This is a genomic window from Streptomyces sp. NPDC055140 (genome assembly GCF_053607285.1).
On sequence record NZ_JBSGTG010000041.1, the window covers coordinates 1 to 25644 of the forward strand.

The 25644-nt window shown below is 71.9% G+C and carries 25 protein-coding genes and 2 pseudogenes; 13 read left to right on the top strand and 14 right to left on the bottom strand.

Going from position 1 to position 25644, the window contains the following annotated elements; genetic code table 11:
- From ACWFR4_RS42300 to ACWFR4_RS42315, 4 genes and pseudogenes are all read left to right on the top strand, one after another.
- Nucleotides 1-188, top strand: a pseudogene (locus ACWFR4_RS42300) (vitamin K epoxide reductase family protein); the annotation flags it as partial.
- A 117-nt stretch (nt 189-305) separates the two neighbouring features.
- Nucleotides 306-812 (top strand): hypothetical protein, encoded by a 507-nt coding sequence (locus ACWFR4_RS42305; RefSeq protein WP_453467653.1) that lies wholly within the window; start codon nt 306-308, stop codon nt 810-812.
- A 41-nt stretch (nt 813-853) separates the two neighbouring features.
- The gene (locus tag ACWFR4_RS42310; protein WP_453656839.1) at nt 854-1312 is read left to right on the top strand and encodes a tyrosinase family oxidase copper chaperone; all 459 of its coding nucleotides are present in this window, start codon (nt 854-856) and stop codon (nt 1310-1312) included.
- Between the two features lie 16 nt (nt 1313-1328).
- Entirely contained in the window at nt 1329-2186 is an 858-nt protein-coding gene (locus tag ACWFR4_RS42315; RefSeq protein WP_453656840.1) for a tyrosinase family protein, read from the top strand.
- A gap of 60 nt (nt 2187-2246) precedes the next feature.
- Here ACWFR4_RS42315 and ACWFR4_RS42320 read toward each other — a convergent pair whose 3' ends face one another.
- Nucleotides 2247-2537 carry a chaplin gene (locus ACWFR4_RS42320; protein ID WP_453467648.1) on the bottom strand — a complete coding sequence of 97 codons (291 nt, stop codon included), beginning with the start codon at nt 2535-2537 and terminating at the stop codon, nt 2247-2249.
- A 258-nt stretch (nt 2538-2795) separates the two neighbouring features.
- Here ACWFR4_RS42320 and ACWFR4_RS42325 point away from each other — a divergent pair, with 258 nt between their 5' ends.
- The 3 genes and pseudogenes from ACWFR4_RS42325 (at nt 2796) to ACWFR4_RS42335 (ending at nt 5244) form a co-directional block, all read left to right on the top strand.
- Nucleotides 2796-2948 carry a hypothetical protein gene (locus tag ACWFR4_RS42325; RefSeq protein WP_453467655.1) on the top strand — a complete coding sequence of 51 codons (153 nt, stop codon included), beginning with the start codon at nt 2796-2798 and terminating at the stop codon, nt 2946-2948.
- A 182-nt stretch (nt 2949-3130) separates the two neighbouring features.
- Nucleotides 3131-3652, top strand: a complete 522-nt coding sequence (locus ACWFR4_RS42330; RefSeq protein ID WP_453467646.1) for a hypothetical protein — start codon at nt 3131-3133, stop codon at nt 3650-3652.
- A 124-nt stretch (nt 3653-3776) separates the two neighbouring features.
- Nucleotides 3777-5244 (top strand): annotated as a pseudogene (locus ACWFR4_RS42335) (flotillin family protein).
- Between the two features lie 139 nt (nt 5245-5383).
- Here ACWFR4_RS42335 and ACWFR4_RS42340 read toward each other — a convergent pair.
- Nucleotides 5384-5992 (bottom strand): phosphatase PAP2 family protein, encoded by a 609-nt coding sequence (locus tag ACWFR4_RS42340; protein ID WP_453467642.1) that lies wholly within the window; start codon nt 5990-5992, stop codon nt 5384-5386.
- The gene (locus ACWFR4_RS42345; RefSeq protein WP_453656841.1) at nt 5989-6666 is read right to left on the bottom strand and encodes a DedA family protein; all 678 of its coding nucleotides are present in this window, start codon (nt 6664-6666) and stop codon (nt 5989-5991) included. The genes ACWFR4_RS42340 and ACWFR4_RS42345 overlap by 4 nt, the downstream gene beginning before the upstream one ends.
- Nucleotides 6667-6797: 131 nt before the next feature.
- Here ACWFR4_RS42345 and ACWFR4_RS42350 point away from each other — a divergent pair, with 131 nt between their 5' ends.
- Nucleotides 6798-7214, top strand: coding sequence for a BlaI/MecI/CopY family transcriptional regulator (locus ACWFR4_RS42350; RefSeq protein ID WP_453467638.1), 417 nt, complete (start codon nt 6798-6800; stop codon nt 7212-7214).
- Complete coding sequence (locus ACWFR4_RS42355; RefSeq protein ID WP_453467636.1) at nt 7211-8146, top strand: M56 family metallopeptidase; 936 nt, start codon at nt 7211-7213, stop codon at nt 8144-8146. Before ACWFR4_RS42350 ends, ACWFR4_RS42355 begins: the two co-directional genes overlap by 4 nt.
- Nucleotides 8147-8169: 23 nt before the next feature.
- Here the strand turns inward: ACWFR4_RS42355 and ACWFR4_RS42360 are convergent, their stop codons facing one another.
- A complete protein-coding gene (locus ACWFR4_RS42360) occupies nt 8170-9525 on the bottom strand; it encodes a M64 family metallopeptidase (RefSeq protein ID WP_453656842.1) in 1356 nt (451 codons plus the stop codon).
- A gap of 178 nt (nt 9526-9703) precedes the next feature.
- Between ACWFR4_RS42360 and ACWFR4_RS42365 the strand changes: the two genes are divergently transcribed.
- The 3 genes from ACWFR4_RS42365 (at nt 9704) to ACWFR4_RS42375 (ending at nt 14022) form a co-directional block, all read left to right on the top strand.
- Complete coding sequence (locus tag ACWFR4_RS42365; protein ID WP_453656843.1) at nt 9704-11167, top strand: helix-turn-helix domain-containing protein; 1464 nt, start codon at nt 9704-9706, stop codon at nt 11165-11167.
- 114 nt (nt 11168-11281) lie between these two features.
- Nucleotides 11282-13096: a prolyl oligopeptidase family serine peptidase gene (locus ACWFR4_RS42370; RefSeq protein ID WP_453656844.1), complete on the top strand. Its 1815-nt coding sequence runs from the start codon at nt 11282-11284 to the stop codon at nt 13094-13096.
- An 80-nt stretch (nt 13097-13176) separates the two neighbouring features.
- Entirely contained in the window at nt 13177-14022 is an 846-nt protein-coding gene (locus tag ACWFR4_RS42375) for an SURF1 family protein (protein WP_453656845.1), read from the top strand.
- Between the two features lie 133 nt (nt 14023-14155).
- On the opposite strand, the gene ACWFR4_RS42380 is transcribed toward ACWFR4_RS42375, so the two are convergent.
- The 7 genes from ACWFR4_RS42380 to ACWFR4_RS42410 form a co-directional block, all read right to left on the bottom strand.
- Nucleotides 14156-15253, bottom strand: a complete 1098-nt coding sequence (locus ACWFR4_RS42380; RefSeq protein WP_453469128.1) for a hypothetical protein — start codon at nt 15251-15253, stop codon at nt 14156-14158.
- A gap of 65 nt (nt 15254-15318) precedes the next feature.
- The gene (locus ACWFR4_RS42385) at nt 15319-15987 is read right to left on the bottom strand and encodes a SigE family RNA polymerase sigma factor (protein WP_453469127.1); all 669 of its coding nucleotides are present in this window, start codon (nt 15985-15987) and stop codon (nt 15319-15321) included.
- A 356-nt stretch (nt 15988-16343) separates the two neighbouring features.
- Nucleotides 16344-17411, bottom strand: a complete 1068-nt coding sequence (locus tag ACWFR4_RS42390) for an aspartate-semialdehyde dehydrogenase (protein WP_453656846.1) — start codon at nt 17409-17411, stop codon at nt 16344-16346.
- Entirely contained in the window at nt 17411-18691 is a 1281-nt protein-coding gene (locus ACWFR4_RS42395; protein ID WP_453466516.1) for an aspartate kinase, read from the bottom strand. The genes ACWFR4_RS42390 and ACWFR4_RS42395 overlap by 1 nt, the downstream gene beginning before the upstream one ends.
- A gap of 248 nt (nt 18692-18939) precedes the next feature.
- Complete coding sequence (locus ACWFR4_RS42400) at nt 18940-19599, bottom strand: DUF5063 domain-containing protein (RefSeq protein ID WP_453466514.1); 660 nt, start codon at nt 19597-19599, stop codon at nt 18940-18942.
- The gene (recR, locus tag ACWFR4_RS42405) at nt 19592-20191 is read right to left on the bottom strand and encodes a recombination mediator RecR (RefSeq protein WP_453656847.1); all 600 of its coding nucleotides are present in this window, start codon (nt 20189-20191) and stop codon (nt 19592-19594) included. The genes ACWFR4_RS42400 and recR overlap by 8 nt, the downstream gene beginning before the upstream one ends.
- Nucleotides 20192-20281: 90 nt before the next feature.
- Nucleotides 20282-20623, bottom strand: coding sequence for a YbaB/EbfC family nucleoid-associated protein (locus ACWFR4_RS42410; RefSeq protein ID WP_453466513.1), 342 nt, complete (start codon nt 20621-20623; stop codon nt 20282-20284).
- 268 nt (nt 20624-20891) lie between these two features.
- On the opposite strand from ACWFR4_RS42410, the gene ACWFR4_RS42415 reads away from it, so the two are divergent.
- On the top strand, nt 20892-21653 hold the full coding sequence (locus ACWFR4_RS42415; RefSeq protein WP_453466511.1) for an SLATT domain-containing protein: 762 nt from the start codon (nt 20892-20894) through the stop codon (nt 21651-21653).
- A 76-nt stretch (nt 21654-21729) separates the two neighbouring features.
- Here ACWFR4_RS42415 and ACWFR4_RS42420 read toward each other — a convergent pair whose 3' ends face one another.
- The 3 genes from ACWFR4_RS42420 to ACWFR4_RS42430 all read right to left on the bottom strand — a co-directional run bounded on the left by ACWFR4_RS42420 (nt 21730) and on the right by ACWFR4_RS42430 (nt 25621).
- Complete coding sequence (locus ACWFR4_RS42420; protein ID WP_453656848.1) at nt 21730-22380, bottom strand: hypothetical protein; 651 nt, start codon at nt 22378-22380, stop codon at nt 21730-21732.
- Nucleotides 22381-22448: 68 nt separating this feature from the next.
- The gene (locus tag ACWFR4_RS42425) at nt 22449-24938 is read right to left on the bottom strand and encodes a dolichyl-phosphate beta-glucosyltransferase (protein ID WP_453466509.1); all 2490 of its coding nucleotides are present in this window, start codon (nt 24936-24938) and stop codon (nt 22449-22451) included.
- Nucleotides 24935-25621: a GntR family transcriptional regulator gene (locus ACWFR4_RS42430; protein WP_453466507.1), complete on the bottom strand. Its 687-nt coding sequence runs from the start codon at nt 25619-25621 to the stop codon at nt 24935-24937. The genes ACWFR4_RS42425 and ACWFR4_RS42430 overlap by 4 nt, the downstream gene beginning before the upstream one ends.
- Nucleotides 25622-25644 lie beyond the last annotated feature (23 nt).

Consider the following 25644-nt stretch of genomic DNA (forward strand, 5'->3'; position numbering starts at 1 on the left):
TGGCGTGGGTCGCCACGATCGTCATGTTCTGGTACGTGACCTCGTTCAACGTGCGCAACGGGTTCCTGCCCGCGCCGACGTGGCTGCGGTCGTTCTTCGTTGAGTTCACGTGGGTCCTGCCTGTGCTGCACGTCGGGATCATCGGGATGCTGATCCTGACCCGCTGGTGGGACTTCTGGACCACCTGATACACACATCGGCCGAATACACCGGGCGGGGGAATTTTGCACTGATACCACCTGCCCGGTCGTTACTCCTTTCGCGGTGAACAAGTACCGCGAAGCCCGAAAGGATCCGTGTCCGACATGAAGTCAACTGCCAGAGGGACGCTCGCTGTACTGGCCGGCTGCCTCGCCGCCGTGGGCGCGGGCGCCGCTCCCGCCGCCGCGGGCGAGCAGGTGCCCGTAGCGGTTCCGCTGAACGGTGTGGAGAACGCGTTGCACGTGAAGGCGCCCGAGCTGTCGACCGGGGCGCCGATCCCGCTGCCGGGCAGGCACGACGCCCCGCGCTTCGTGGCCGGGCGGATGCTTCCCGAGCCGCTGCTGCCGGCGGTTCCGCTCAGCAGCGAGCTGCCCGACACGCGGGTCAAGGCGCCGCTTTCCCAGGTGACGGGAGATCACAAGATCGATCACCTGGGCCTGACCACCGCGGGATCCGACGTGCGGACGGCCACCCCCGGGGCGTCGGTGAACCCGCCGCTCACCGGCCCGATCGGCGACCGGTTCGGGCTGCCGGACGTGGCACCGCCCGAGGCCGCTCTCGTCACGCCGCTTCTGACGACGGCGCCGGGAGCGGCGCTCGACATCGCGTGACCCGCACGCGGAGATCCTGAGGTCCGGAAGAGGAGACGCCAGTGGAAGCCGGTACCCCGCCTGTCGGTCTCGGTCCCGCCGGCCGGGGGCTCGTGACGCGCCGGACCGTGATGCGGCGGCTGATCGGGGTCGCACTCGCCGCCGCCGCCGTGCCGGCCGCCGCCCTCGTCGGCCGGGCCTTCCGCCAGCAGGACGACCTGAAGGACGCGGCCGGCGTGGACTTCGAGGAGACCTACCGCGGCCGTCACATCCGCGGGACGCGAGGGCAGGGCTCGATGATGCGCGCGCACATCGGGCAGCGGTCCGGGCGCTGGGACGTCACGGTGGACGGCCGGCCGCTGCATCTGATGCGCCGCGCCGACGGCAGTTATCTGACCATGGTCGACCACTACCAGTCGTATCCCACCCCCCAGGCCGCGGCGAGGGGGGCCGTGGACGAGCTCGGCGACCAGATGCTGCGCCGGCGCGCACTCCGAGCGCCGCGGCACAGCCGAAGTTGAAAGGAGGGGGACGGCGTTGGTCTACACGCGGCAGAACCAGAACGCGCTCACTGCGGCGCAGAAGAAGCGGTTCGTGTCCGCGCTGCTCGCGGTCAAACGCAAGGGGCAGTACGACGAATTCGTGCGCATGCACATGGAGTTCTACGCCGGTGACGGTGACGGCGAGCGGCGGGTCGCGCACATGGCGCCGACATTTCTGCCCTGGCACCGGCAGTTCCTCCTCGAGTTCGAAGGCGCGCTGCAGCGAGTGGATCCCGGAGTCTCCGTCCCCTACTGGGACTGGACGGTGGACCGCTCCCCGACGTCGTCGCTGTGGGGCGAGGGATTCCTCGGCGGGAACGGCCGACGCTCCGACCGAAGGGTGATGACGGGCCCTTTCGCCTACGGGAGCGGGCACTGGCCCATCAAGGAGGGCGTGGCTGAGGGTGAGTTCCTGACCCGGGACTTCGGCCGCCCCCACGATCCGATCAAGCTGCCCACGAAGGACGAACTGGCCTGGGCGATGCGGGATTCGCTGTACGACTCCGCGCCGTGGAACTCGACGTCATCGCGCGGGTTCCGCAACAAGGTCGAGGGCTGGACGTCGGGGGTGGGGAACGCCAAGTTCCGTAACCACAACCGGGTACACCGGTGGGTCGGCGGGCACATGCTCGGGGCGGACTCCGTGAACGATCCGGTCTTCTGGTTCAACCACGCGTTCGTCGATCTGCTCTGGTCACGCTGGCACCGGAAATACCCCGACTCGGCCCCCTATTTGCCGGCCGGAGGGGCGACGGGGACGGGGCGTGTCGTGACTCTTGACGAACCGATGCCGCCCTGGAAAGCGAAGCCGAGTTCGGTGATCGAGCACGAGCATTTGTATCGGTACGCATAATCCGCGTCACTCATGAGAAAAGGCCCCCGCGCATCCGCACCGGGGGCCTTTGTCGGGGTGTCAGCCGCCGTAGCCGCCGTCGTGACCCCCGTCGTGGCCCCCGTCGTGGCCCCCAACGATGGCGCAGGCGTTGCCGAAGGCCGGGTTCAGCAGACCGATGACGTCCACGGTGTCGCCGCAGACGTTGACCGGGACGTGGACCGGGACCTGGACGGCGTCGCCCGAGACGACGCCGGGCGAACCGGCAGCCTCACCCTGGGCGCCGGCGTCGGCCATGGCCAGGCCGGCACCGCTGATCATCACGGCGCCGGTGCCGAGCGCGACAGCGGCGGCCTTCGCGATGCGAGACATCACGTTCTCCTCTTGCTGGACGGATACGGCCGCAAGAACGCGTCCGCATACCGGTTCAACGGACTCGCCCCGCCCAGGTAACGGCTTTAACGGCACGCATCCGACGGACCGCGATTTATGGGGATTACGGCGGAATAGGGCGGCCGAGTTCTGTTGTACACGGCTGCCTGTGCCGAAAACCGTCGGCAATTCGTGGCGCGGATTATGACGGGCGGAGGGCACGAATGGTGGCGCGGTGCCGGACGGATCTTCGTGGCGGTGGCGCAGGAGAAGCATCGCCGCGTCGTCGTGCGGGCCTCCGCCACCGCCGACGGGTACGACACCGCCACCCGCAGCAAGCCGGCGCTGCGCGGCACCGGGCGCAGCAGTACGCGCCGGCCCTTCGCCTCGGTCATACGTCACCCGGCGTGACCAACGGCCCGGTGCAGTGGCGAAAGTTCCCGCAACGGCCTCGCAAAGGGAGGCAAAACCCGGCATCAACGAACAGTAAAGATTGCCGGGATATGGCAATGCGCGCGCTCCGTTCGTGGTGCGAGGATGTGGCCATCACCGAAGGGGGCGGCCGGTACGGGTACGGCCGGAAGGGGGATGCGGTGACGGTTTTTCTGGGGCTCGGCATCGCGGGGCTCGTTCTGCTGGCGCTCGCTCTCGTCTTCGACGGCGTGCTCGAAGGGCTCTTCGGCGGCGCCGGATTCCTCGACGGGCTCTTCGACGGGCTGCTCTCGCTGCCGGTCGTCGCCGGGTTCGTCTCGATGCTCGGCTTCGGGGGCGCGCTCGTGCTCGGCACCACCGGCCTCGGGGCCGGGCCCGCCACCGCCGTGGGGGCCGGCGCGGGCGTCGCTGCCGGGTGGCTGACCTGGCGGCTGAGCCGGGCCCTGATGCGCGATCAGGACGGGGCCGCCCCGCGCGGCGACGACCTCGTCGGCACGGCGGGTTCCGTCGTCACGGCGATCCCGGCGGACGGCTACGGCGAGGTGCTGCTGCGGCTCGCCGGGCAGCCGGTGAAGCTCGCGGCGAAGAGCGCGGGGGCGACGGCCATGGCGCGGGGCAGCGAGATCTGGGTCGAGGAGTCGCTCTCGCCCACGTCGGTCGCCGTGCGGCCCGTCCAACGCTGAGCGTCACCGCCGTCCGCACCCGGTCGGCCGGCGCCATGCGTGGAGCCGTCCACACGTAGCCGCCGGGGCCATCCATACGTAATCGATCCACCCGTCCCCCAGGGGGCAGGAGGGGGGAATCACCATGAGTCCAGTGCTCATCTCCGTCATCGGAGTCGTCGTACTCGTCGTGCTGCTCGCACTCGTCGTCGTGACCCGCTACAAGGTGGCCGGGCCCAGCGAGGCGTTCATCGTCACCGGGCGGCGCGGCAAGAAGGCCACCGACCCGGAGACCGGCCGGGTGTTCACCGACAACAGCGGCCAGAAGGTCGTGGTCGGCGGCGGCGTCTTCGTCGTCCCGTTCGTCCAGCAGAAGTTCACCCTCGACCTGTCGTCGCGGCACATCCCCATCGCCGTGCGCGGCGCGGTCACGCTGCGCGGCGTGAAGGCCAACCTCGAGGGCGTCGCCATCGTCAAGGTCGGCGGCACCGAGGACTCGATCCGGGCCGCGGCCCAGCGCTTCCTCGCCCAGCAGGGCGGCATCGTCGGCTTCACGCAGGAGGTGCTCTCGGGCGCCCTGCGCTCCATCGTCGGCCGGATGTCGGTCGAGGACATCATCCGTGACCGGGCCGCGTTCGCCGGGCAGGTCGCCGAGGAGGCGGAGGCCAGCCTGTCCGGGCAGGGCCTCGTCCTCGACGCCTTCCAGATCCAGGACATCACCACCGAGGGCTCGTACCTGGAGGACCTCGGCCGGCCCGAGGCCGCCCGCGCCAAGCAGGAGGCCGACATCGCCGAGGCGGTCGCGCGGCGCGCCGCCGAGCAGGCCCGTCTGAAGGCGGAGGAAGAGATCGCCATCGCGCAGCGGACCTTCTACCTGAAGCAGGCCGAGATCAAGGCCGAGACCGACGAGGCCGCGGCGCGTGCGGGGGCCGCCGGTCCGCTGGCCGAGGCCGCGCGCCGGCAGGAGGTGCTCGCCGAGCAGGAGAAGGTCGCCCAGCACCAGGCCGCCCTGACCGACCGCGAGCTGGACACCCAGGTCCGTAAGCCGGCCGACGCCGCTCGCTACCGGGCCGAGCAGGAGGCGGAGGCCCGCCGCATCGGACTGGTCAAGCAGGCCAGAGGCCGACGCCGAGCGGGCGCGGTTGACCGGTGAGGGAGAGAAGGCGCACCGTGCGGCGCTCGCCGACGCCGTCCGCCTTGAGGGTGAGGCCGAGGCGGCCGCGATCGGCGCGAAGGGTGCGGCCGAGGCGGAGGCCATGCACAAGAAGGCCGACGCGTTCGCACGGTACGGCGACGCCGCGGTGCTCCAGATGGTCGTCGAGGTGCTGCCGAGCGTCGTCGCGAAGGCGTCCGAGCCGCTGAGCGCCGTGGACAAGATGACGGTGATCTCGACGGACGGCGCGAGCCAGCTGTCGCGTACGGTCGCCGACAACGTCGCTCAGGGCGTCGAACTCCTCAGTTCCACCACCGGGGTCGACCTGGCGTCGCTCCTGAAGGGGCTCACGTCGGGGTCGGGGGCTTCGGCCAAGGGGCAGGTGCCTGCTCCTGTGTCCGCGGCCGGTTCCGCGTCAGCCGCGGAGAACAACGGGCGGATCGAGGTCGCCGGGGAGTAACTCCGCCGGCAACGACATCAGCAGGGCGGCGTCCGCCGTATGCAGGCCCGCGGGGTTCCGGCCTTAAGGATTCCGGTCCTCGGGCGGGTCTACGTCTACGGGTATGGGGCGCTGCCCTGTTTCGTCGCGCCCCTCCCCGTCACCGTGTCGACAGCAGGGGCCGTAGGCGGGTCGTTCTCAGGCGGTCCACCTGTGGGGCGGCCCGGGTCGCGAGTGGGGTGAGCAGGAGGGCCAGGGTGGCGCCCACGGCCAGGCCCACCGCCACGTCGTGCGGGTAGTGCACGCCGATCCACACCCGGGAGGCGCCCATGAGGACCGCCGCCGGGACCGCGATCAGGCCGATCCGGCGGTCGGCGAGCAGCAGCGTGACGGCCGCCGCGGCGGCGATCACCGCGTGGTTGCTGGGGAACGACCAGTCCCCGAGTGCCGGGCACGCCTCCACGGTGGCCATGTGGAGCGTGCGGCACGGGCGCTGTTCGTCGACGACCGACTTGAGTGCGGAGTTCGCGGCGTAGGCGACCACGACGATGACCGGGGACGCGAGGACCCGGGCCATCCGGACGCCGCCCTCGCCTCTCGCGCGCCACCACGCCGCGATCATCAGCACGGCGAAGAGCGCGAGCCCGTAGTCCGACCAGCCGGACACGACGGCGTTCACCGCGTGCGGAGTGCTGTGCGCCAGGTCGGTCACCCACGTGTAGAGACCGCCGTCCACGGACGCGCCGCCGAAGGCGAGAGGTGCGGTCATGATGTGCCCTCCTCCGCGGCGCGGCGCTCGCGTGACCTGGCGCGGGAGCGCCCCACCTCCAGGGCCAGCGGGATCAGGGAGACGATGACGACGAGGGCGACGATCGGCAGGAGGTAACGGTCGACGTTCGGTACCGACGAGCCGAGTCCGTAGCCCGCGAGGACCAGGCCGACCGTCCAGACGAGGCCGCCGACGATCTGCCACACCGTGAAGACCCGCGCCGGCACCCCGAGCGCTCCGGCCAGCGGGTTGAGCACCGTACGGACGACGGGGACGAAGCGGGCCAGGACGATCGCCTTGGCATGCCCGTACCGATCGAGCAGCTCCTCGGCGCGGGCCGCCCCCTCGTGCAGCCGCTTGGCTCTGCTGCGGGCGAGGAGCGCGCGGCCGCCGCGCCGCCCGATCCAGTACCCCGCCTGCGCCCCGGCCAGCGCGCCCACGACGGCGGCGGCCAGGACCTGCGACAGTGAGAGGTGGACGGGCCCGTGCGGGCCGCCGGCGCACAGCAGGCCGGCCGTGAAGAGCAGCGAGTCGCCCGGCAGGAAGAACCCGACGAGCAGTCCGGTCTCCGCGAACAGGACGACGGCCACGCCGAGGGCGCCGAAGGCGCCCAGGAGGGAACCCGCGTCCAGCACGTTCACCGCTTGGGCGGCGGCGAGGACGTCTACGGCCATGGGGCCGCTCCTCTCTCAGTCGTCTCATAATGGGCTGAACGGCGGCCGCGAGTCGGCGCACCGACTGTATGACTACAGTCATGTAGACGGTCTACTCAACTGTAGACGAAGAAGAGCGGAGGATCGTTCCCATGGCCGAGGAGCAGGAACGGCGTCCCGCGGGCGAGCTCGAGGCGAGCGTCCTCGCCGCGCTCTGGGCCGCCGAGACACCGCTCACCCCGGGCGAGGTGCAGCGGGCGCTCGCCGACGGCCTGGCCCGCACCACCGTGACCACGATCCTGACCCGGCTCCACGCCAAGGGGACGGTCACCCGTGACCGCGCGGGCCGCGGCTACGCGTACCGGCCCGCCCAGGACTCGCACGGGCTCACGGCCCGCCGCATGCACGCCGAGCTCGACAAGGACGAGGACCGCGGCACGGTCCTGGCCCGATTCGTCTCCGAGCTGAGCACCGAGGACGAGCAGATGCTGCGCACGCTGCTCGAGGGCGGAGCCGACAGCGGCGCCGAGGGCGGTGCGGACGACGACCGCGGAGGTACCGGCCGATGATCTTCGCCGTCTGGATCCCGCTGCTCATGCCGCTGCTCGCCGTGCCCGCCGCGCGCCGCGCCGCCGAGTGGCTGCCGCCCCGCGCGGCGGCCTGGACGCTGGCGGGCTTCTCCGTCGTCCTCGCCGGATCCAGCACGGCCGCGCTCGGCCTCCTGGCCTCCGCCGGGGCGCTGCGGCTGCCTCCCGTGGCCGCCCTCGGGCATCTGTCGCCACCGCTCCTCGGCGACGGCTCCCCGGTGCTCGTTCCCGCGTCGGTCCTCGCCGCGCTCGCGCTGGCGGCGGGCGCGTTCGCGCTGGTCCGTACGGGGCTGCGGCAGCGGCGCGAGATGCGGGCGGCCCGCGCCGGGTCCGCCGCCGACGAACTCTCCGTACGCCCGGACGAACTCCCGTACGCCTACGCCCTTCCGGGGCGTCCGGACCGGATCGTCGTGACGACGGGGATGCTGCGGGCCCTCGACGCGCGGGAGCGCGAGGTGCTCTTCGCACACGAGCGCGCGCACCTCGCGGGCCGCCACCATCTGTTCCTCGCGACGGCCGAACTGGCCGTCACCCTGCACCCGATGCTGCGCGGACTGCGCGAACCGCTCGCCTACGCGCTCGAGCGCTGGGCGGACGAGTCCGCCGCCACCGCGACGGGCGACCGGGCGCTGACCGCGCGGGCGATCGGCCGGGCCGCCCTCGCCGCGGCCCGCGCCCCGGGGGCCGGGTCACGGCCCCGTACGGCGCTCGCCGTCACGGCGGGTCCTGTGCCACGCCGCGTCACCGCCCTGCTGACCACGAGTGCGGCGGCGGCCCGTCCGCGCAGGGCGCTGCGTCGCGCGCTGGCCGCCGCGCTCCTGGTGTGCGCGGCGCTCTCGGCCGGCGCGGTCGCCGACGCGGCCCACGACCTGCACGCGGGCGTGGAGGTCGCGCAGGGCGAGACCGGCCGCTGAACCGGCCCCCACGCGCGCGGCCGTCACTTGCCCGTCTTCACCGTCCAGCTGACGCTGTTGGACGCCGCCCGGATCGCGGCCGGGTCCCGTAGCGACGCGCTGTTGTCGACGGCGGTCGCGGTGACGGTGTGCGTGCCCTTGCGCGCGCCGAGCTCCTTGCCGGTGACGGTGCGCTCGGCGGCGGCGCGGCGCACCTCGACCCCGTCGACGTACCAGTGCACGCGCACGTCGGACAGACCCTTGGCGAGCGGTGCGAGGTCCACGCGGATGCGGTCCTGGGGGCGCATGGTGCGGGTGGTGGGGGTGCGGGCCGTGAGCACGTCGGCGTCGCGGTAGAAGCCGGCGATCATCGCCTCGCGGCCCACGAGGTTGAACTGCTCGGTGTCCAGGGCGCGCATGATCGAGTTCTGGGTCGGGCGGTAGATCCCGTACTCGTAGTAGCCGCCGCCCTCGTACGCGCCCACGGTCCCACCCGCCGGGTCGCTCTCGCCGAGCCAGCGGTACCACTTGGCCTTGGCGCCGGACATGCCGTCCGCCGTCAGGATGCTGGTGTTGGGCTCGACGGGCTCCGCGCCGGGGTACCTGCCGTAACCCGCGTACTGGTACTCGTCGGCCAGCAGGCCTATGGAGTGGCCCAGTTCGTGGGCACCGATCAGGTACGAGCGGTCGTTGTCGGAGGACATCGTGGCGATGCCGGTGTGCCCGGCGGTCGACTGGACGCCGCTGTAACCGGCGCCGCCGTACTTCGTGGCGTTCGAGACGACGAAGACGATGTCGGAGTCCGGGGCCTGCTGCGCGTACGAGTCGACCTTCTTCTCGTCGATGCAGAGCAGCCGCTCGACGTCGTCGCAGAAGAAGTAACTACTGAGCGCGGTGTCCTTGACGACGTCCTGGGTGGGGTCTCCGGAGACACCCGATTCGTTCGAGACCGTGTTGACGAGCCAGAAGTTGAAGAGGCCCTTGTAGCTCTTGTACGGCTCGATCGCGAAGATCGAGGCGAGCTTGGACTCGGCGTCCTGCCTGAAGTCCTCCTGCTGGTCCGCCGTATAGCCGTCGCCCATGATCACGAGGTCGAGGCGACCCTCTGACGGGCCCGTCTTCTGCAGCGCGGTGACCTCGCCGTCCGGGGCGGCGGTCGCGGGCGCGCGCTTCTCCTTGCGGATCTCCGCCGGTACGGCTGCGGGGACCTGGACGTGCCGGCCCTCTCCGTGGGAGTCGGCGAAGTACTCGACCGTACGGGTCCCCGTGTCGGACCCGCCCGCGGCTTCGGCGGCGTCGGCGTGACCGGCGAGGCCCGCGCCACCGAGGGCGGCGGCCGCGAGTACACCGGCGAGGAGCGCGGCGGGCAGGGGACGACGCGGGGACTTGGGTATCGGCACGAGGACCTCGGGTACTCAAGTAGGAGACATAAGTGCTGGGTTAATCAGACTTAATCGGTTGATCAACCTAGGGGGTGGCGTGACGGCTGACAAGAGGTGAGACTCAAGTGCCCTGCGGCGAGCGACAGTTGCGGGAGCGGGACCACGGAGCGGGACAGGAAGGGCGGCGCGCCGCACGATGACGCACGACAGCACCCCGGAGGCGGGTGGCCCCGGCCCCGTACCGGACGCAGAACCGGGCCTCGTACCCGACGCCGAGCCCGCCGAGTCGACCGGGCCGGCCGACGAACCCATAGGCCGCCGCGTCCTCCGCCTGCGCACCGAACGTGGCTTGACTCAGCGTCAGGTCGCCGAGCCCGCCTACACGCCCGCCTACATCTCCACCCTGGAAGCGGGCCGCGTCCGCCCCTCCGAGGCCGCCCTGCGGCACGTCGCCGAGCGGCTCGGCGTGACGTACGAGGAGCTCACGACAGGGCAGCCCGCCCACCTCGCCACCCGGCTGCGCATGCGCCTCACCGAGGCCCAGCGCGGGCTCACGACGGGCGCCGCCGAGGAGGCCGCCGTCCTGTACGAGAAGGTGCGCGCCGAAGCGGAACGGCACGGCCTCGCCACCGAACAGGCCGCCGCCGAACTCGGCCTCGGCGAGTGCGCCCTGGAGACCGGCGAACTTCCCGAAGCCCACCGCCACTTCGAAGCCGCCGAGGCGCTGCTCGTCGCGGCCGGCGCGCCACTCCCCCAGCGCGCCCCCGTCGTACGCGCGCGTGCCGTCGCGCACTACCTCTCGGGAGAACTGCGGTACGCGTGCTACCTCCTGGAGTCCGCGCTCGACGAGCTGAACACCAGCGGCCTGCACGATCCGGACGCCCTGCTGCTGCTCTACACGGCGACCATCGCCCCGTACATGGACATGGGCGCCCACGCGCGCGCCGCGCAGGCCGCCGAGCTCGCGCTGTCGCTGGCCCCGCAGGCCGGGGACCCCGTGCTCGTCGCCAAGATGCACCGCTCGGTGGCCCGCACACTGCTCGCCGAGGGCCGCGCCGCGGAGGCCGACGCGTCCCTGAGCAAGGCCGCCGAGCTGTACCAGCGGCTCCAGATCCGCACCGAACTCGCGCACTGCCACTGGATGCGCGGTTACGTCCACGCCCAGGACGGCCGACTCGCCGATGCGGAAAGGGAGTTGAGGACCGCGCGCGACATGCTGTCGGCCAAGCGGGCGGTGCTCTACACGACGCAGGTCGAGGTGGAGCTGGCCGACGTATTGCGCCGCAGGGGCAGCAGCGACGAGGCGGCCGCGCTGCTGCGGGCCCTGCTCGGCGACCTGAATCCGGAGCGCGGCGCCGTCCACGCGGCGGGCGCGCACCGGCTGCTCGGCATCATCGCGGAGGAGTCGGAGGCCGCGGGCACCCCCGAGGAAACGGCGGCGGCCGAGGCCGCGGAGGAGCACTATGTCACCGCGCTGAGCCTGCTCGAACGGGCGGGCGCGGCGGGCGACCTCGCCGACCTGTGCCGCCTGCTCGGCGACCTCTACCGCCGCACGGGCCGTATCGACGCCGCCCTCGACACGTACCGCACGGGCCTCGGACACCGCGCCGCGCCCGGCACCACGACCCTCGGCCCGGCCCCTGCCGAGCCGCCCGTGTGACGGGTCAGGTCTTCGTCGCCGTTGTCGCCCTGAGGGAGTACACGGCCGGGAAGTTATCCACAGGCTGGGGAACCTCGCCGGCGGATTGTCGGCCGGTGGAGGCACTATGGGGCCATGACTGAGAGCAACGGGGCCCCTCGGGGGGCGGGCGGCGGATCCATGCCGGACTGGGAGAAGCGCTTCCGTGCGCCGCGGGTGTCCCTGCCCGACTGGGCGGAGGACGCGCCGGACCGCTCCCTGTTCGTGTCGAACGCGACGGGGACGTACGAGCTGTACGCGTGGGACAGGGCGACGGGCGAGCAGCGCAGAGCGACGGACCGGCCGAACGGGACGACGGACGGCGTCCTGTCCCCCGACGGCGAGTGGATCTGGTGGTTCAGCGACAAGGACGGGGACGAGTTCGGGGTGTGGCTGCGCCAGCCCTTCGGCGGGGGCGACGACGTCCCCGCGGTGGACGGGCTCGAAGCCTCGTACCCGGCGGGCCTGGCCATCGGGAGGGACGGCTCGACGGCGGTCGTGGGCCGCTCCACGGACGAGGACGGCACGACGATCCATGTCGTCCGCGGCGGCGGCGCGCCCCAGGAGATCTACCGGCACCGCGAGTCGGCCGGCGTCGGCGACCTCTCGCATGACGGCACCCTCATCGCCATCGAGCACACGGAGCACGGCGACGCCATGCACTCGGCGCTGCGTGTGGTGCGGCCCGACGGGACGACGGTCGCCGAGCTCGACGACACCAAGGGCGGCTCGCAGGAGCTGGGCCTGGAAGTCCTGGGCTTCGCTCCGGTGGACGGGGACACCCGGCTCCTCGTCGGGCATCAGCGGCGCGGGCGCTGGGAGCCGATGGTGTGGGACGTGGCGTCGGGCGAGGAGACCGATCTCGCCCTCGACCTGCCCGGTGACGTCTCCGCCGAGTGGTATCCGGACGGCTCGGCGCTCCTGGTCGCGCACAGCTTCGAGGCCCGCAGCGACCTGTGGCGTTACGAGTTCGGCTCGGGCGCGACGACCCGCGTCGAGACGCCGCCGGGCACGGTGTCGGGGGCGACGGCGCGGCCCGACGGCAGTGTGGAGTACCTGTGGTCGTCGGCCGCCGAGCCGTCGGTCGTCCGGTCCACGTCGGGCGGCGTGGTCCTCGATCCGCCCGGGCTCAGGGCGCCGTTGTCCGTGCCGGTGGAGGACGTGTGGGTCGAGGGGCCCGGCGGCCGCATCCACGCCCTCGTCCAGAAGCCGGCGGGGGCCACGGGGCCGCTGCCCACCGTGTTCGAGGTGCACGGGGGGCCGACCTGGCACGACAGCGACTCGTTCGCGGCGGGACCGGCGGCCTGGGTGGACCACGGGTACGCCGTGGTCCGGGTCAACTACCGGGGCTCGACCGGATACGGGCGCGAGTGGACGGACGCGCTCAAGCACCGCGTCGGCCTCATCGAGCTGGAGGACGTCTCGGCGGTCCGCGAGTGGGCCGTGTCGTCCGGGCTCGCCGACCCGGACCGGCTCGTCCTCGCGGGCGGCTCGTGGGGCGGGTACCTCACGCTCCTCGGCGTCGGCACCCAGCCGGACGTCTGGGCGGTGGGCCTCGCGGCCGTGCCCGTCGCGGACTACGTCACGGCGTACCACGACGAGATGGAGGCCCTCAAGGCGCTGGACCGCACGCTGTTCGGCGGCACCCCGGAAGAGGTCCCCGACCGCTTCACCGCGTCGTCCCCGCTGACGTACGTGAACGAGGTGAAGGCCCCGGTCTACATCTCGGCGGGGGTCAACGACCCGCGGTGCCCGATCCGCCAGATCGACAACTATGTGGACCGGCTCGTGGCGCGCGGCGCCACGCACGAGGTGTACCGGTACGACGCGGGACACGGTTCACTCGTCGTGGAGGAGCGGATCAAGCAGGTGCGGCTGGAGCTGGACTTCGCGGCGCGGCATCTGAGCTGACGGACACGGCGGTGCTCCCGCGCGGGACCCGGCCCACCCCGCGGCCCGGGTCCTCGTGCGGGAGCCGTACCGTGGGGAGGGTGTACCGGTTCCTCCTGACCCCCCGGTGGTGGGGGATCAACGTGTTCGTCGTGCTCGCCATCCCCTTCTGCATCTTCATGGGCTCCTGGCAGCTCGGCCGCTTCGAGGACCGGGTGCAGGGCCACAAGGACGCCTCGGCGCAGTCGACGGCGAACGAGAAGGCCGCGCCCCGGCCGCTCGGCTCCCTGCTGCCCGTGGACCAGAAGACGTCCGGCAAGCGGGCCGCCGCGACCGGGCACTACGGCAAGCAGCTCCTGGTCCCCGACCGTGAACTCGACGGCAGGACCGGCTTCTACGTGGTGACGCTGCTGCGCACGGAGGGGGGCGCCGGCAAGGCGCTGCCCGTCGTGCGTGGGTGGGTGCCCGGTGCGGCGAGCGCCGCGAAGGCTCCCGCGGCGCCCCGGGGTGAGGTCACCGTCACCGGTGCGCTCCAGGCCTCCGAGAGCCCGGGCTCGGGCGGGGCGTCCGCCGCGGGGGGCCTGCCGGCCGGACAGCTCGGCGCGATCAGCGCGGCGTCCCTGGTGAACCTCGTCCCGTACGACGTCTACGACGCGTGGGTCACGCTCGACAAGGCGGACTCGGGGATGACGGCGGTACCGGCGACGGCGCCGCAGGGCAGCGGTCTCGACCTGAAGGCGTTCCAGAACCTGGGCTACACCGGCGAGTGGTTCGTCTTCGCGGGCTTCGTGATCTTCATGTGGTTCCGCCTGCTGCGCCGCGAGGCGGAGTTCGAGCGGGACGCTGCGCTGGGGCTCACGGAATCCGATTCAACCGGCACGGCCCCGGACGCCCGGGACGCGGCAGACTCCCCGGAGCCCGCGAGCCCCGAGACGGCCCGAGGCTAGTCCGCACCGCCGGGAAGAGCCGTCGCGGCTGATCACCGCTGCGGCTGATCACCGTCGCGGCGGGAGGGGGAGGCCCCCAGCGCCTCCCCGCGTCTCCTCGTATCTCGCCGCACCGGCATGAACGGGTCCGCCCCTAAGACGCGGGCAAGACCCCCGTGCGGTACACCGTTCCCGCGCACGCGTTGGGGATCGTCGTGCTGGACGAGGCCGTGCCCGGTTCCGCTGTGTGGGAGACCGCGACGCTGCCGTCGGCCGTGGGGCCCTCCGCCTCCAGCTGCGTGGACAGGCCGCTCTGGTCCGGGTTCGAGCCCGTCGCGTCGCCCGTGGTGCCGCCGGACGGGGTCGGGCTGGGCGACGGGTCGCCACCGCCTCCCGTGGTCGGGCACTCCGCGGACGGGACCCATGCGAAGCGGACCTCGTACGACATGCCCGGTTCGAGGATCAGCTGGCTGGGCTCCGTCGACGGGTCGGGCAGCCCGGTCGCGGCGTCGCCCGCCGTGTGATCGACGACGTTGACCTTGGTCGGGTCGGCAGCGCCCTGGGCGAGGACGGAGACGGCGCCGGGGGCGTCCACGGAGCAGTTCGCCTGGGAGGTGTTCGTGACGCGGAAGGAACCGTAGACCTTGCCACTCGCGTCGGCCGCGCCGAGGCTCGCCGAGGGGCTGCCGAGGTCGGTCGCCCCGCAGACCGGGGAGCTCGCGGCCGCCGTGCTCGCGGGATCAGGGCCGCCGGTGGCACCACCGCCCGCGCCCTTGCCCTTGTCACCGGGCTTGCCCTTCTTGCCGTCCTTGTCCTTGGACTTGGACTTGCCCGAGGGGCTCCCCGTGCCGCTCTCGCCGCCGTCGGGCCCCTTCCCGGAACCCGTACCGCCGCGCGTCGCCTCGCTGCTGCCGGCGATGGACGGCCGGTCGTTCGACCCGCTCTGGCTCGTCACATGGACGAGCGCGGGGATCGCCGTGCCGATGAACAGGGCCGCGGCCGCCACACCGACGACGGCCTGCCGCTTGCGGGCCCGCCGGGCGGGCACGGCGCGACGCAGATGGTCGAGCGTCCCGTTCTTCGGCTCGATCTCCTCCACGGCCTGGTGCAACAGGCGCCGCAGCGCCAGCTCGTCACCGCCGAGGGAGTCCAGGGGGTCGGGAGAGTCCGGGCCGCCCGCGGAGTCCGGGCGGCCGAAGGGATCCTCGGGACCGCCGAAAAGGTCGTCGTCCTGGCCGGGGCCGTGATTCACAGTTTCATCCCCGGATCCCACATGCCTGTTCTGCTCATCCCGATCATTGCGGTGCTTGTCGCTGCTCATGCGGGGGCCTCCATGGCGACGCGGAGCGCCGCTATGCCCCGGGATCCGTACGCCTTCACGGAACCGAGGGAGATGCCCAGTGCGTCCGCCACCTGCGCCTCGGTCATGTCCGCGAAGTAGCGCAGGACGAGGACCTCGCGCTGGCGGCGCTGGAGCCCGCGCAACGCCTTCTTCAGCTCGTCGCGCTCCAGCAGGTCGTACGCGCCCTCCTCCGCGCTCGCCATGTCGGGCATCGGCTTCGTCAGAAGCTTCAGGCCGAGGATGCGGCGGCGCAGGGCGGAACGCGAGAGGTTCACGACCGTCTGTCGCAGATACGCGAGCGTCTTCTCGGGATCGCGCACTCTCTTGCGCGCGGAGTGGACCCTGATGAACGCCTCCTGCACGACGTCCTCGCAGGAGGCCGTGTCGTCCAGGAGCAGGGCCGCGAGACCGAGGAGCGACCGGTAGTGGGCGCGATAGGTCTCGGTCAGATGGTCGACTGTGGTGCCTGCTGCCATCGTCTCCTCAGCGCCTTCGCGCTGAGCGGGTATGCGGGCAGGCCGCGCTGCTGGCATGGGGGCGATCACCGGCATGCCGCCGGACGAACCGGACATCCGGGGACGCCGGGGCGGGCGAAGGGCTGCACCCCTCGCCTGAACCGCTGTGAATTCGAGTACCTCTGCCACGCCTGTTGGACACGCTTCCCCCCGTCAGGGTTGTACGCGGCAGGCGTCCTGTTTGCGGCAGGCATCATCCATGACGCTGCGTCAAGTGCCCTCATGCGTACCCGCTCTTCCCCTATGCCCCAGTTTCCCCTGGCGCCCCTAGGCCCTACGCCCCCGAAAGGCGATCGCAAAGACGCTCCCCGTCCCGTGCGCGGTTGCACGGAACGGGGAGGGATCTTCGACGAATCTTCGGGCGCGCGGACCGGCGCGTTCAAGTGGTTAGACCACCGATCGCCCACCGGTCCTTCACGGATCCTATAAAGCGCGCCGGATAAAAGAAGACCATGTCCGGTTTCCGGACGGTGAAGAGGCCGAACTCACGCGGCGGGCGGGAACTCCTGGGCCACCAGCTCGGCGATCTGCGCGGTGTTGAGGGCCGCACCCTTGCGCAGATTGTCCCCGCACACGAAGAACTCGAGCCCGGCCGGGTCGTCGAGGGAGCGCCGGACGCGGCCAACCCAGGTCGGGTCGGTGCCCACCACATCCGCGGGCGTGGGGAACTCACCGGCGGCCGGGTTGTCGAAGAGCACGACCCCGGGCGCGGTCGCCAGGATCTCGCGCGCCTTGTCGACCGTGACCTCGCTCTGGAAGCGGGCGTGGACGGTGAGGGAGTGCGTGGTGACGACGGGGACGCGTACGCACGTCACCGCGACCTTGAGGTCCGGCAGGCCGAGGATCTTGCGGGACTCGTCCCGCACCTTCATCTCCTCGGAGGACCAGCCGTCCTCGCGCAGGGACCCGGCCCACGGCACGACGTTGAGCGCCACGGGCTCAGCGAAGGGGCCGGTGTTGTCGCCGACGGCGCGCCGTACGTCGCCGGGGTGCGTCCCGAGCTCCGTACCGGCCACGAGCGACATCTGCTGGCGCAGGGTGTCGATACCGGCGCGGCCGGCCCCGCTGACGGCCTGATAGCTGGAGACGACCAGCTCGCGCAGCCCGAACTCGGCATGCAGCGCCCCGACGGCGACGATCATCGACAGGGTCGTGCAGTTGGGGTTGGCGACGATGCCGCGGGGCCGCACGCGCGCGGCATGCGGATTGACCTCGGGCACGACGAGCGGCACGTCCGGGTCCATGCGGAAGGCGGCCGAGTTGTCGACGACGACCGCACCCTTGGAGGCGGCGACGGGCGCCCACTGCGCGGAGATCTCGTCGGGTACGTCGAACATCGCGACGTCGACGCCGTCGAAGGCTTCCTCACTCAGGGCCATGACCTCGACCTCCTCCCCGCGCACGGCCAGCTTGCGGCCGGCCGAGCGCGGGGAGGCGATCAGACGGATCTCGCCCCAGATGTCCGCGTGCTGCGAAAGGATCTGGAGCATGACCGCGCCGACGGCCCCGGTCGCTCCCACGACCGCGAGTGTCGGCCTGTCGGTCCGAGCCATCAGCGGCCGGTGCCTCCGTAGACCACGGCCTCGTCGGAGTCCGAGTCGAGTCCGAAGGCGGTGTGCACGGCGCGCACGGCCTCGTTCACATCGTCTGCGCGCGTGACGACCGAGATGCGGATCTCGGAGGTCGAGATGAGCTCGATGTTGACGCCCGCGTCGCTGAGCGCCTCGAAGAACCCGGCCGTGACACCCGGGTTCGTCTTCATACCGGCGCCCACGAGGGAGATCTTGGCGATCTGGTCGTCGTAGCGCAGGGACTCGAAGCCGACCGCGGTCTTCGTCTTCTCCAGGGCGTCGATGGCCTTGCGGCCCTCGGTCTTCGGGAGAGTGAAGGAGATGTCCGTCAGACCGGTCGAGGCCGCGGACACGTTCTGCACGATCATGTCGATGTTGACCTGGGAGTCCGCGATGGCCCGGAAGATGTTCGCGGCCTCCCCGGGCTTGTCCGGGACACCGACGACGGTGATCTTCGCCTCGGAGGTGTCGTGAGCGACACCGGAGATGATGGCCTGCTCCACCTTCTGGTCCCCTTGATCGATGTGCGGTTCGTTGCTGACCCAGGTGCCCTGCAGTCCCGAGAAGGACGAGCGGACGTGGATCGGGATGTTGTAGCGGCGCGCGTACTCCACACAGCGGTGGAGCAGCACCTTGGACCCGGAGCTGGCGAGCTCCAGCATGTCCTCGAAGGAGATCCAGTCGATCTTCCGCGCCTTCTTCACGACGCGCGGGTCGGCGGTGAACACGCCGTCGACGTCGGTGTAGATCTCGCACACCTCGGCGTCGAGGGCCGCGGCGAGGGCGACGGCGGTCGTGTCGGACCCGCCACGGCCGAGCGTGGTGATGTCCTTCTTGTCCTGGCTGACGCCCTGGAACCCGGCGACGATGGCGATGTTGCCCTCGTCGAGCGCCGTCCTGATCCGTCCCGGGGTCACATCGATGATCCGGGCTTTGTTGTGGACCGAGTCGGTGATGACGCCGGCCTGACTGCCCGTGAACGACTGGGCCTCGTGGCCCAGGTTTTTGATCGCCATGGCCAGCAGGGCCATGGAGATCCGCTCTCCGGCGGTCAGCAGCATGTCGAATTCTCGCCCGGCAGGGATCGGGGATACCTGCCCGGCGAGATCGATCAACTCATCCGTCGTGTCGCCCATCGCTGACACCACGACAACCACCTGGTTGCCGTTCTTCTTGGCGTCGACGATTCGCTTGGCGACCCGCTTGATGCCTTCGGCATCGGCTACGGAGGAGCCTCCGTACTTCTGCACGACAAGGCCCACGTGCGCTCCTCGCTCAGTTTGTCTCGGTCGGCTCAGTCTAACGAGCGGCCGAAATCAGCCCCGGGAATACCACATCCTGAGATGTCCCGCTCAGAAGGTGATCACCGGGCACAGGGACCCGGTGGGGGCTTCACGCTCCGGCCGCTCGGACAGGCGCATGCCCGCGCCCCGGCCCGGCAACCGGAAAAGTGGGGTGGGTCACTTCACCGGCCGGTTCATTTCACCGGCGAGCACCCACGGGGCGGGGGTCATTTCACCGTGCGGAGCCCCAGCGGGCCCGCGATCTCCTCCGCCATGACCTTGCCGGCGGCCTCGGCGAGGGCTTCCTCGGCGAGGTCCTCGTCGGTGTCGAGGCCGTCCAGGTCGTCCAGCGGCTGGTTGAGGCGGACGTGCGCGACCAGGGACTGGAGCGCGCGCAGGGCGCCGGAGGCCGTGGAGCCCCAGTTCGAGAAGTAGGAGAACTGCCACCACCACAGGGCCTCGGTGGTGCGGCCCGCGCGGTAGTGGGCCATGCCGTGGCGCAGGTCGGCCATGACGTCGGCCAGGTCGTCCGAGATCCGGCAGGCGACCGGCGCCTTGCGGGGCTCGTACGGGTCGAAGACCTCGGAGTAGACGTCGATCGGCTCCAGGAGCGCGGCGAGCTTCTGGCGCAGGTCGTCGACGTCCGGCTCGGGGCCGAGATCGGGCTCGTAGCGCTCGTCGGGGACGATGTCCTCGTGCGCGCCGAGCCGGCCGCCCGCGAGAAGCAGCTGGGAGACCTCGAGGAGCAGGAAGGGCACGGCCGAGTCCGGCTCGTCGCCCTTCGCCACCTCGGCGACCGCGACGAGGAACGACTCGATCTGGTCCGAGATCTGGACCGCGAAGTCGTCCGGATCGTCCTTGACGGTGTTCAGCGTGACGTCAGACATCTAGGAGTCGTCTCCCCTCGAAGGCGCGGCCGAGTGTGACCTCGTCCGCGTATTCCAGGTCGCCCCCCACCGGGAGCCCGCTGGCCAGGCGGGTGACCTTGAGGCCCATCGGCTTGATCATGCGGGCGAGGTACGTCGCCGTGGCCTCGCCCTCCAGGTTCGGGTCCGTGGCCAGGATCAGCTCGGTGACCGTGCCGTCGGCGAGGCGGGTGAGGAGTTCCCTTATCCGCAGGTCGTCCGGGCCGACGCCCTCGATGGGGCTGATCGCCCCGCCGAGCACGTGGTACTTACCCCGGAACTCTCGGGTCCGCTCGACCGCGACGACGTCCTTGGGCTCCTCGACGACGCAGATCACCGTCAGGTCGCGGCGCGGGTCGCGGCAGATGTTGCACAGCTCCTCCTGCGCCACATTGCCGCAGGTCGCGCAGAAGCGGACCTTCGCCTTGACCTCCATCAGGGCCTGCGCGAGACGCCGTACGTCCGTCGGCTCCGCCTGCAGGATGTGGAAGGCGATCCGCTGCGCGCTCTTGGGACCGACGCCCGGCAGCCTGCCGAGCTCGTCGATGAGGTCCTGGACCACGCCTTCGTACACGGAGTGCCTTCCGACTTCTGCTTGATGGTGCTGTGCCGCTGAGCATGCCAGCCGCTGAGTAGTACGTACGTTAGTTGCGGTGGGTCTTCCTTAGAAGGGAAGCCCCGGGATGCCTCCGCCGCCCAGGCCCTGGGCCAGCGGGCCGAGCTTCTGCTGCTGGAGCGTCTGCGCGTTCTCGTTCGCCGCCTGGACCGCTGCGACGACCAGGTCGGCGAGAGTCTCGGTGTCCTCGGGGTCGACCGCCTTCGGGTCGATGACGAGGCCGCGCAGCTCGCCGGAGCCGGTCACCGTCGCCCTGACCAGACCGCCGCCGGCCTGACCCTCGACCTCGGTCCGGGCCAGCTCTTCCTGGGCCTCGGCGAGGTCCTGCTGCATCTTCTGGGCCTGCTGGAGCAGCTGCTGCATATTGGGCTGGCCACCACCGGGAATCACGATCAGCTCCTGTTGCGTCCTGTTTCGACCTGCGACCACGGGCGGGTTCTCCGCCTTGGAACGAGCCTACGTGGTCGGGGTGTCGCCCGCCCCGGCACCTTTCGCTCCACTCTTTCGAGTGAGACGGACTGCCTGCCTATACCTGATCAAGACCCACTTCCGGGCGGAAATACCGCGAAAACGGGTCCCTGGCCACCCATTGGGCGGTAGGAAGATGCTCTGCACATGAGCCCCATCCGTGACCAGGACCAGTCGTAGGGAGTGCCGGGTGAGCCAGCCGGAGATGCAGCCCGAGGGACCGCCGCAGGAGGAGCGGGGCGCCCGGGGCGAGCGCGGTGACGGCACGGGTGACGCGGTGCGGCCGGGCGACCTGACCGGGCGGACGTTCCCCGTCGGCGACTGGGGCGAGCCCGCCGAGCGGCTCGACGAGCTCTACCGGTGGGTGGAACGCGGGGCGCTCGACACGGCGTACTGGTACCTCGTCGACCGGGTGTGGAAGCGGCGCGGGGCGCGGGTGCTGCGCGGCGGTGCGGTCGCCGGGGCCGTGTCGGGGGCGGCGCTGCCGCTGCTCGATCTGACCGGGGCGCTCGGCGGGGTCGCGCCCTGGGGGTATCTGGCGCTGCTGCTCGCGGTGGCGTGCGTGGCCTGCGACCGGTACTTCGGGCTCACGTCGGGCTGGATAAGGGACGTGGCCACGGCCCAGGCGGTGCAGCGGCGGCTTCAGGCTCTCCAGTTCGACTGGGCGTCGGAGAGCGTGCGGGAGGTGCTCGGCCCGACGGAGGGCACGGCCAGTGAGGCCGCCGAGCGGTGTCTGTCGGTGCTGCGGCGCTTCACGGACGACGTGACGGAGCTGGTGCGGTCGGAGACGGCGGACTGGATGGTGGAGTTCCGCTCGGGTCCCGCGCCGCTGGTGATGCAGTCCTCCGTCGCCCCGGGCACCCGCCCCGTGGAGCTGCCGCCGGGCCGCTTCCCGCTCCCCCCGGGCGCCCGCCCGAACATGCCCCGCCAGCGCCCGCCCGAGCCGCGCTGACCGCTCCGCGTCCTACCTGGGGCGGTGCGATCGCGCGGGCCCGTGGCGGGGCGCCGTTCGGGCGGGGGGCTCCGGGTCAGCTGAAGATGATCATGGAACCTTGGGCCAGGCTCCGGGTCGCGGCCGCGTGCAGGCCGAGCCAGACATGGCGTTCGCGGGCGAAGGGGCTGTCGTCGAGGGGGGCCGGAGCCGCCGGTTCCTCCAGGGCCGTGGGGCCCTCCGGCGGGACCGGGGGCGCCGGCGGGTTGGCCGGGTCTATGCCGATCGACCGGGCCACGTACTCCAGTTCCCGCAGGAGCACGTGGGAGGAGCCGAGAGGGCCGCCGCCGGCGAGGAGTTCGTCGTTGGACAACGGGCTCGGGAAGTCCACGGGCACGTACGCGCCCGCGTGGTCGTAGTGCCAGACCAGGTGCGACTGCTGGGCCGTCGTCTCGAACATCTCCAGGAGCTGCTCGTAGTCGCCGCCCAGTTCATCGACCGGCGTGACGGCGAGGCCGCACATCTGGAGGAGGTACGCACGGCGCAGGAAGTGCAGCGCGTCGTAGTCGAAGCCGGCGACGGGGGCCACGTCACCGGAGAGTCCCGGCATGTACGAGTAGACCGGCACCGGTGGCAGTCCTGCCTCGTGCAACGCCTTGTCGTAGAGCGCGAGTTCCTCGGCGAAGGGGTTGTCGGGGCTGTGGCACAGCACGTCGACGAGCGGGACCAGCCACAGGTCACAGGCCAAGGCGACTCCTCCGGTGGTGAAGGCCGTAATGAAAGGCGGAAAGGCAGCGTAATGCGCGGGGAGCCGGTTCAGCTCCCCCTCTGCACATTGCTCAGATCCCAGATCCATACGCCTCCGGTCCACGTGCCGGCCTTCCCGACCAGCTGGTCGACCGTCGCCCGCAGCACCCCGTCGTTCTGCTGGGGGGCGAGCACGAGGACGCCGGCGTGCCAGTACGCGAAGTCGCGGCGGGCCTGGGCGCGCCACGCGTCGGTGATCTCGGGGGCCCGGCCCGAGTAGCGGATGTCGCGCAGCAGGTTGGAGGTCCAGCGGGGCGAGGCTCCGTAGATGCCGACGTGGTCGGGGCCGTAGGGGCCGTTGAAGTAGCCGCCCGGGAGGCGGAAGCCGAGGCCGGCCTCGGTCTGCCAGTGCAGGGCCTCCGCGTTGCCCGGGTCGGGCAGCGGCACCGGCACGAGGCTCTCGCCGGGGCCGACGTACCGCTCCCAGGCGCCGTCGGCGACGAACGCCGGGACGTCGGCCCGGTCGACCGCCCTGAGCGGCGCCGGGACGATCGGCACGAGCGCCGCGGCGACCGCCGCGAAGCCGACGAGCCGGAACGGGACCCGCGCCGCGGCGAGCCGGTCAAGCGCGAGGGCGAGCAGCATCCCGAGCGCGGGCGCGCACACCATCGCCACCCGCGACTCGATGACCGACTCGAACAGGGGCCGGTGGGCGAGCAGCGCCCAGGGGCCCGGCAGCACGACGTCGGTCAGCGGAATGCGGAACTTCGGGCCGAGCGAGAGCAGCGCCGCGGCGACCGCGGTGAACGCGAGCGCCTTCACGGCGGCGCTGCGCCACAGCCGTACGACGATCGCGAAGGCGAGCGCGACGAGCGGCCAGCCGTAGAAGGCGTTCTGCTCGGTCGGGTTGAGGGCGAGCGCCGCGGCGCGCTCGCGGGTGCCGGCGAGGGAGCGCTCGGCGAAGGAGAGGAGGGCGAGGGGGCTGTTGCCCGCGTTGTCGCCGTGCAGCACGCTCTTGTAGCTCTGCGGGCCGAGGAACTGCCAGTACAGGGGGAAGGCGACGAGCGGCAGCGCGACCGCGGCGGCGACCCCGAGCCCGCGCAGGAGCGGGCGCCACACGGCCTTCGCCACGTCCCTGCGCACGACGGCGTAGGCGAGCGCGAACAGCACCATGCCCATGACGGCGAGCAGGAGCGGTTCCTCGCCGAGGAAGATCTGGTACGTCGCGAAGAGGCCGAGGACGACGCCGTCGCGCACCACGCGCTTGCCTTCGCACAGCCGCAGCGCCCGCTCGATGATCAGCGGGATCATGAAGAGGACGACGAAGTTCGGGTGCGCGTGCGCGTGGCTGACCATCGGTGGCGCGAACGCGGCGAGGAGCGCGCCGGTCGCGGCGGCCCACCGGGTCCGCACGAGCCGTTTCAGGATCAGCCGGTACCAGGCGAACGCGGTGGCGGCGAGGCCGCCCGTCATCGCCACGTTCAGGGCGACGGCGGGGCCGAAGAGCCAGGTCACGGGGGCGAGCGGGACGGACAGGCCCAGCATCGCGGTGTTGGCCATCAGGTTCACGCCGTCCGGGAAGCCCTGGAACGTCGTGAACAAGGGGTTGTGGAGGTGGCGGACGCTGTCCGCGGTCACCGCGAAGAACCACTCCCACTGGTTCTGGTCCTGGAGGGAGTCGGGGAGGTAGCGGTGTGCGGGCGCCGCCCAGCGGCCCGAGTACAGGGCGACGGACAGGACGAGGAAGAGGGCCGCCACGAGGAGGTGGCCCTTCGGCACCGCCCGTGCCCTGAGCGTCACCAGTTCGGCCAGGACCCGTATGTAGTCGAAGGGGCGGACCTTCGAGCCCGCCTGGTGCGACCACCGCACGGGCACCTCGGCGACCGGCCAACCGGAGCGGCGGAAGTACATCAGTATCTCTACGTCGATGCCCCAGCCGTCCAGGCGTGCCGCGGCGAACGCGGCGCGGGCCCGGTCGCCGTCGAAGAGCTTGAAGCCGCACTGGGTGTCCCTGATGCCGGGGACGCTCGTCGCGCGGATCAGGAAGTTGCCGGTGCGGCCGAGGAGTTCGCGCAGCCGGTGCTGGTGGCGGGCGATCGTCGCGCCGGGCTTGGCGCGGGAGCCGATCGCCGCCGCGTGGCCCTCGCCGAGCGCCTTGTCGAGGGCTTCCAGCTCCTCGATGGGCGCGGCGAGGTCGGCGTCGGTGACCAGGACGCGGCGGCCACGGGAGGCGAGGACGCCCTGGCGCAGGGCGTGGCCCTTGCCGCGGTTGCGGGGGCTCTCGACGAGCCGGATGCGAGGGGTGCGGCCGGGGCCCTCCGGGGCGGCGGCGACCGCGCGCTCCGCGATCTCGCGGGTGCGGTCGGTGGAGCCGTCGTCGACGACGACGATCTCCCAGTCACCCCACCGGTTCCCGCCGTCCCCGTCGTTCAGGTACGCGGTGACCGCGTCCAGCGTGGGGCCGAGCCGGCGCTCCTCGTTGTACGCGGGGACGACGACGGTGAGGTCCACGACGTCCGCGCGCGCGGCGACGGGACGGCCGGTCCGCTCCGTGCTCACCGCTCGGCCAGCCGCTCGACGAGGGCGAGGGAGTCGGCGTTGTACGCGGTGACGATGTCCTGCGCGGCGCGGGCGTCCCGGTCCGCGAGCGCGTCGACGAGGCCGCAGTGCCCGGACCAGAGGTGGCCCCTGAGGTCGTCCACGCGGCGCAGATACGGGACCGCGCACATCCACGACTGGACGCGCAGGCGGTGGAAGAAGTCGGAGAGGTAAGGGTTCCCGAACAGGGCGCTGAGTTCGCGCCAGAACCGCAGGTCGTAGCCGATCAGCACGTTCAGGTCGCCGGCTGCGGCCGCGCGGGCGGCCTCCTCGCCGCGGCGGCGGACCCCGGCGAGGGCGGCGGGGGTGGCGTGGTGCGCGTCGGCGTTCGCGGCGAGGCCGCGGAAGATGCCGTCCGTGACGAGGCTGCGGGCCTCGATCATGCCGCGGTAGTCGGCGAGCGAGTACTCGTGGACCGCGAAGCCGCGGTGCTGTGCGGAGTCCAGGAGCCCCTGCCCGGACAGGTCGACCAGGGCCTCGCGGACCGGGGTCGCGGAGACGCCGTACTGCTCGGCGATCTCCTTGACCGTGAACTCCTGGCCCGGCTCGAGCCGCCCCGCGAGGATCTCGTCGCGCAGGGCGTCGGCGATCTGCTGGCGCAGCGTGCTGCGCTGGACGGCAGCTCCGCCGTCGATTCCGGGCACGTGGTGTCCCTCCCCCGTAGTGC

Bases quoted from the DNA above. Each gene is read 5' to 3' on its own strand.
- ACWFR4_RS42340 (WP_453467642.1), bottom strand. From the start codon at position 5,992: ATGACCGCACCTCTCGCCTTCGGCGGCGCGTCCGTGGACGGCGGTCTC.
- ACWFR4_RS42370 (WP_453656844.1), top strand. From the start codon at position 11,282: ATGACTGAGAGCAACGGGGCCCCTCGGGGGGCGGGCGGCGGATCCATG.
- ACWFR4_RS42390 (WP_453656846.1), bottom strand. From the start codon at position 17,411: ATGGCTCGGACCGACAGGCCGACACTCGCGGTCGTGGGAGCGACCGGG.
- ACWFR4_RS42350 (WP_453467638.1), top strand. From the start codon at position 6,798: ATGGCCGAGGAGCAGGAACGGCGTCCCGCGGGCGAGCTCGAGGCGAGC.
- ACWFR4_RS42355 (WP_453467636.1), top strand. From the start codon at position 7,211: ATGATCTTCGCCGTCTGGATCCCGCTGCTCATGCCGCTGCTCGCCGTG.
- ACWFR4_RS42345 (WP_453656841.1), bottom strand. From the start codon at position 6,666: ATGGCCGTAGACGTCCTCGCCGCCGCCCAAGCGGTGAACGTGCTGGAC.
- ACWFR4_RS42365 (WP_453656843.1), top strand. From the start codon at position 9,704: ATGACGCACGACAGCACCCCGGAGGCGGGTGGCCCCGGCCCCGTACCG.
- ACWFR4_RS42400 (WP_453466514.1), bottom strand. From the start codon at position 19,599: ATGTCTGACGTCACGCTGAACACCGTCAAGGACGATCCGGACGACTTC.
- ACWFR4_RS42305 (WP_453467653.1), top strand. From the start codon at position 306: ATGAAGTCAACTGCCAGAGGGACGCTCGCTGTACTGGCCGGCTGCCTC.
- ACWFR4_RS42320 (WP_453467648.1), bottom strand. From the start codon at position 2,537: ATGTCTCGCATCGCGAAGGCCGCCGCTGTCGCGCTCGGCACCGGCGCC.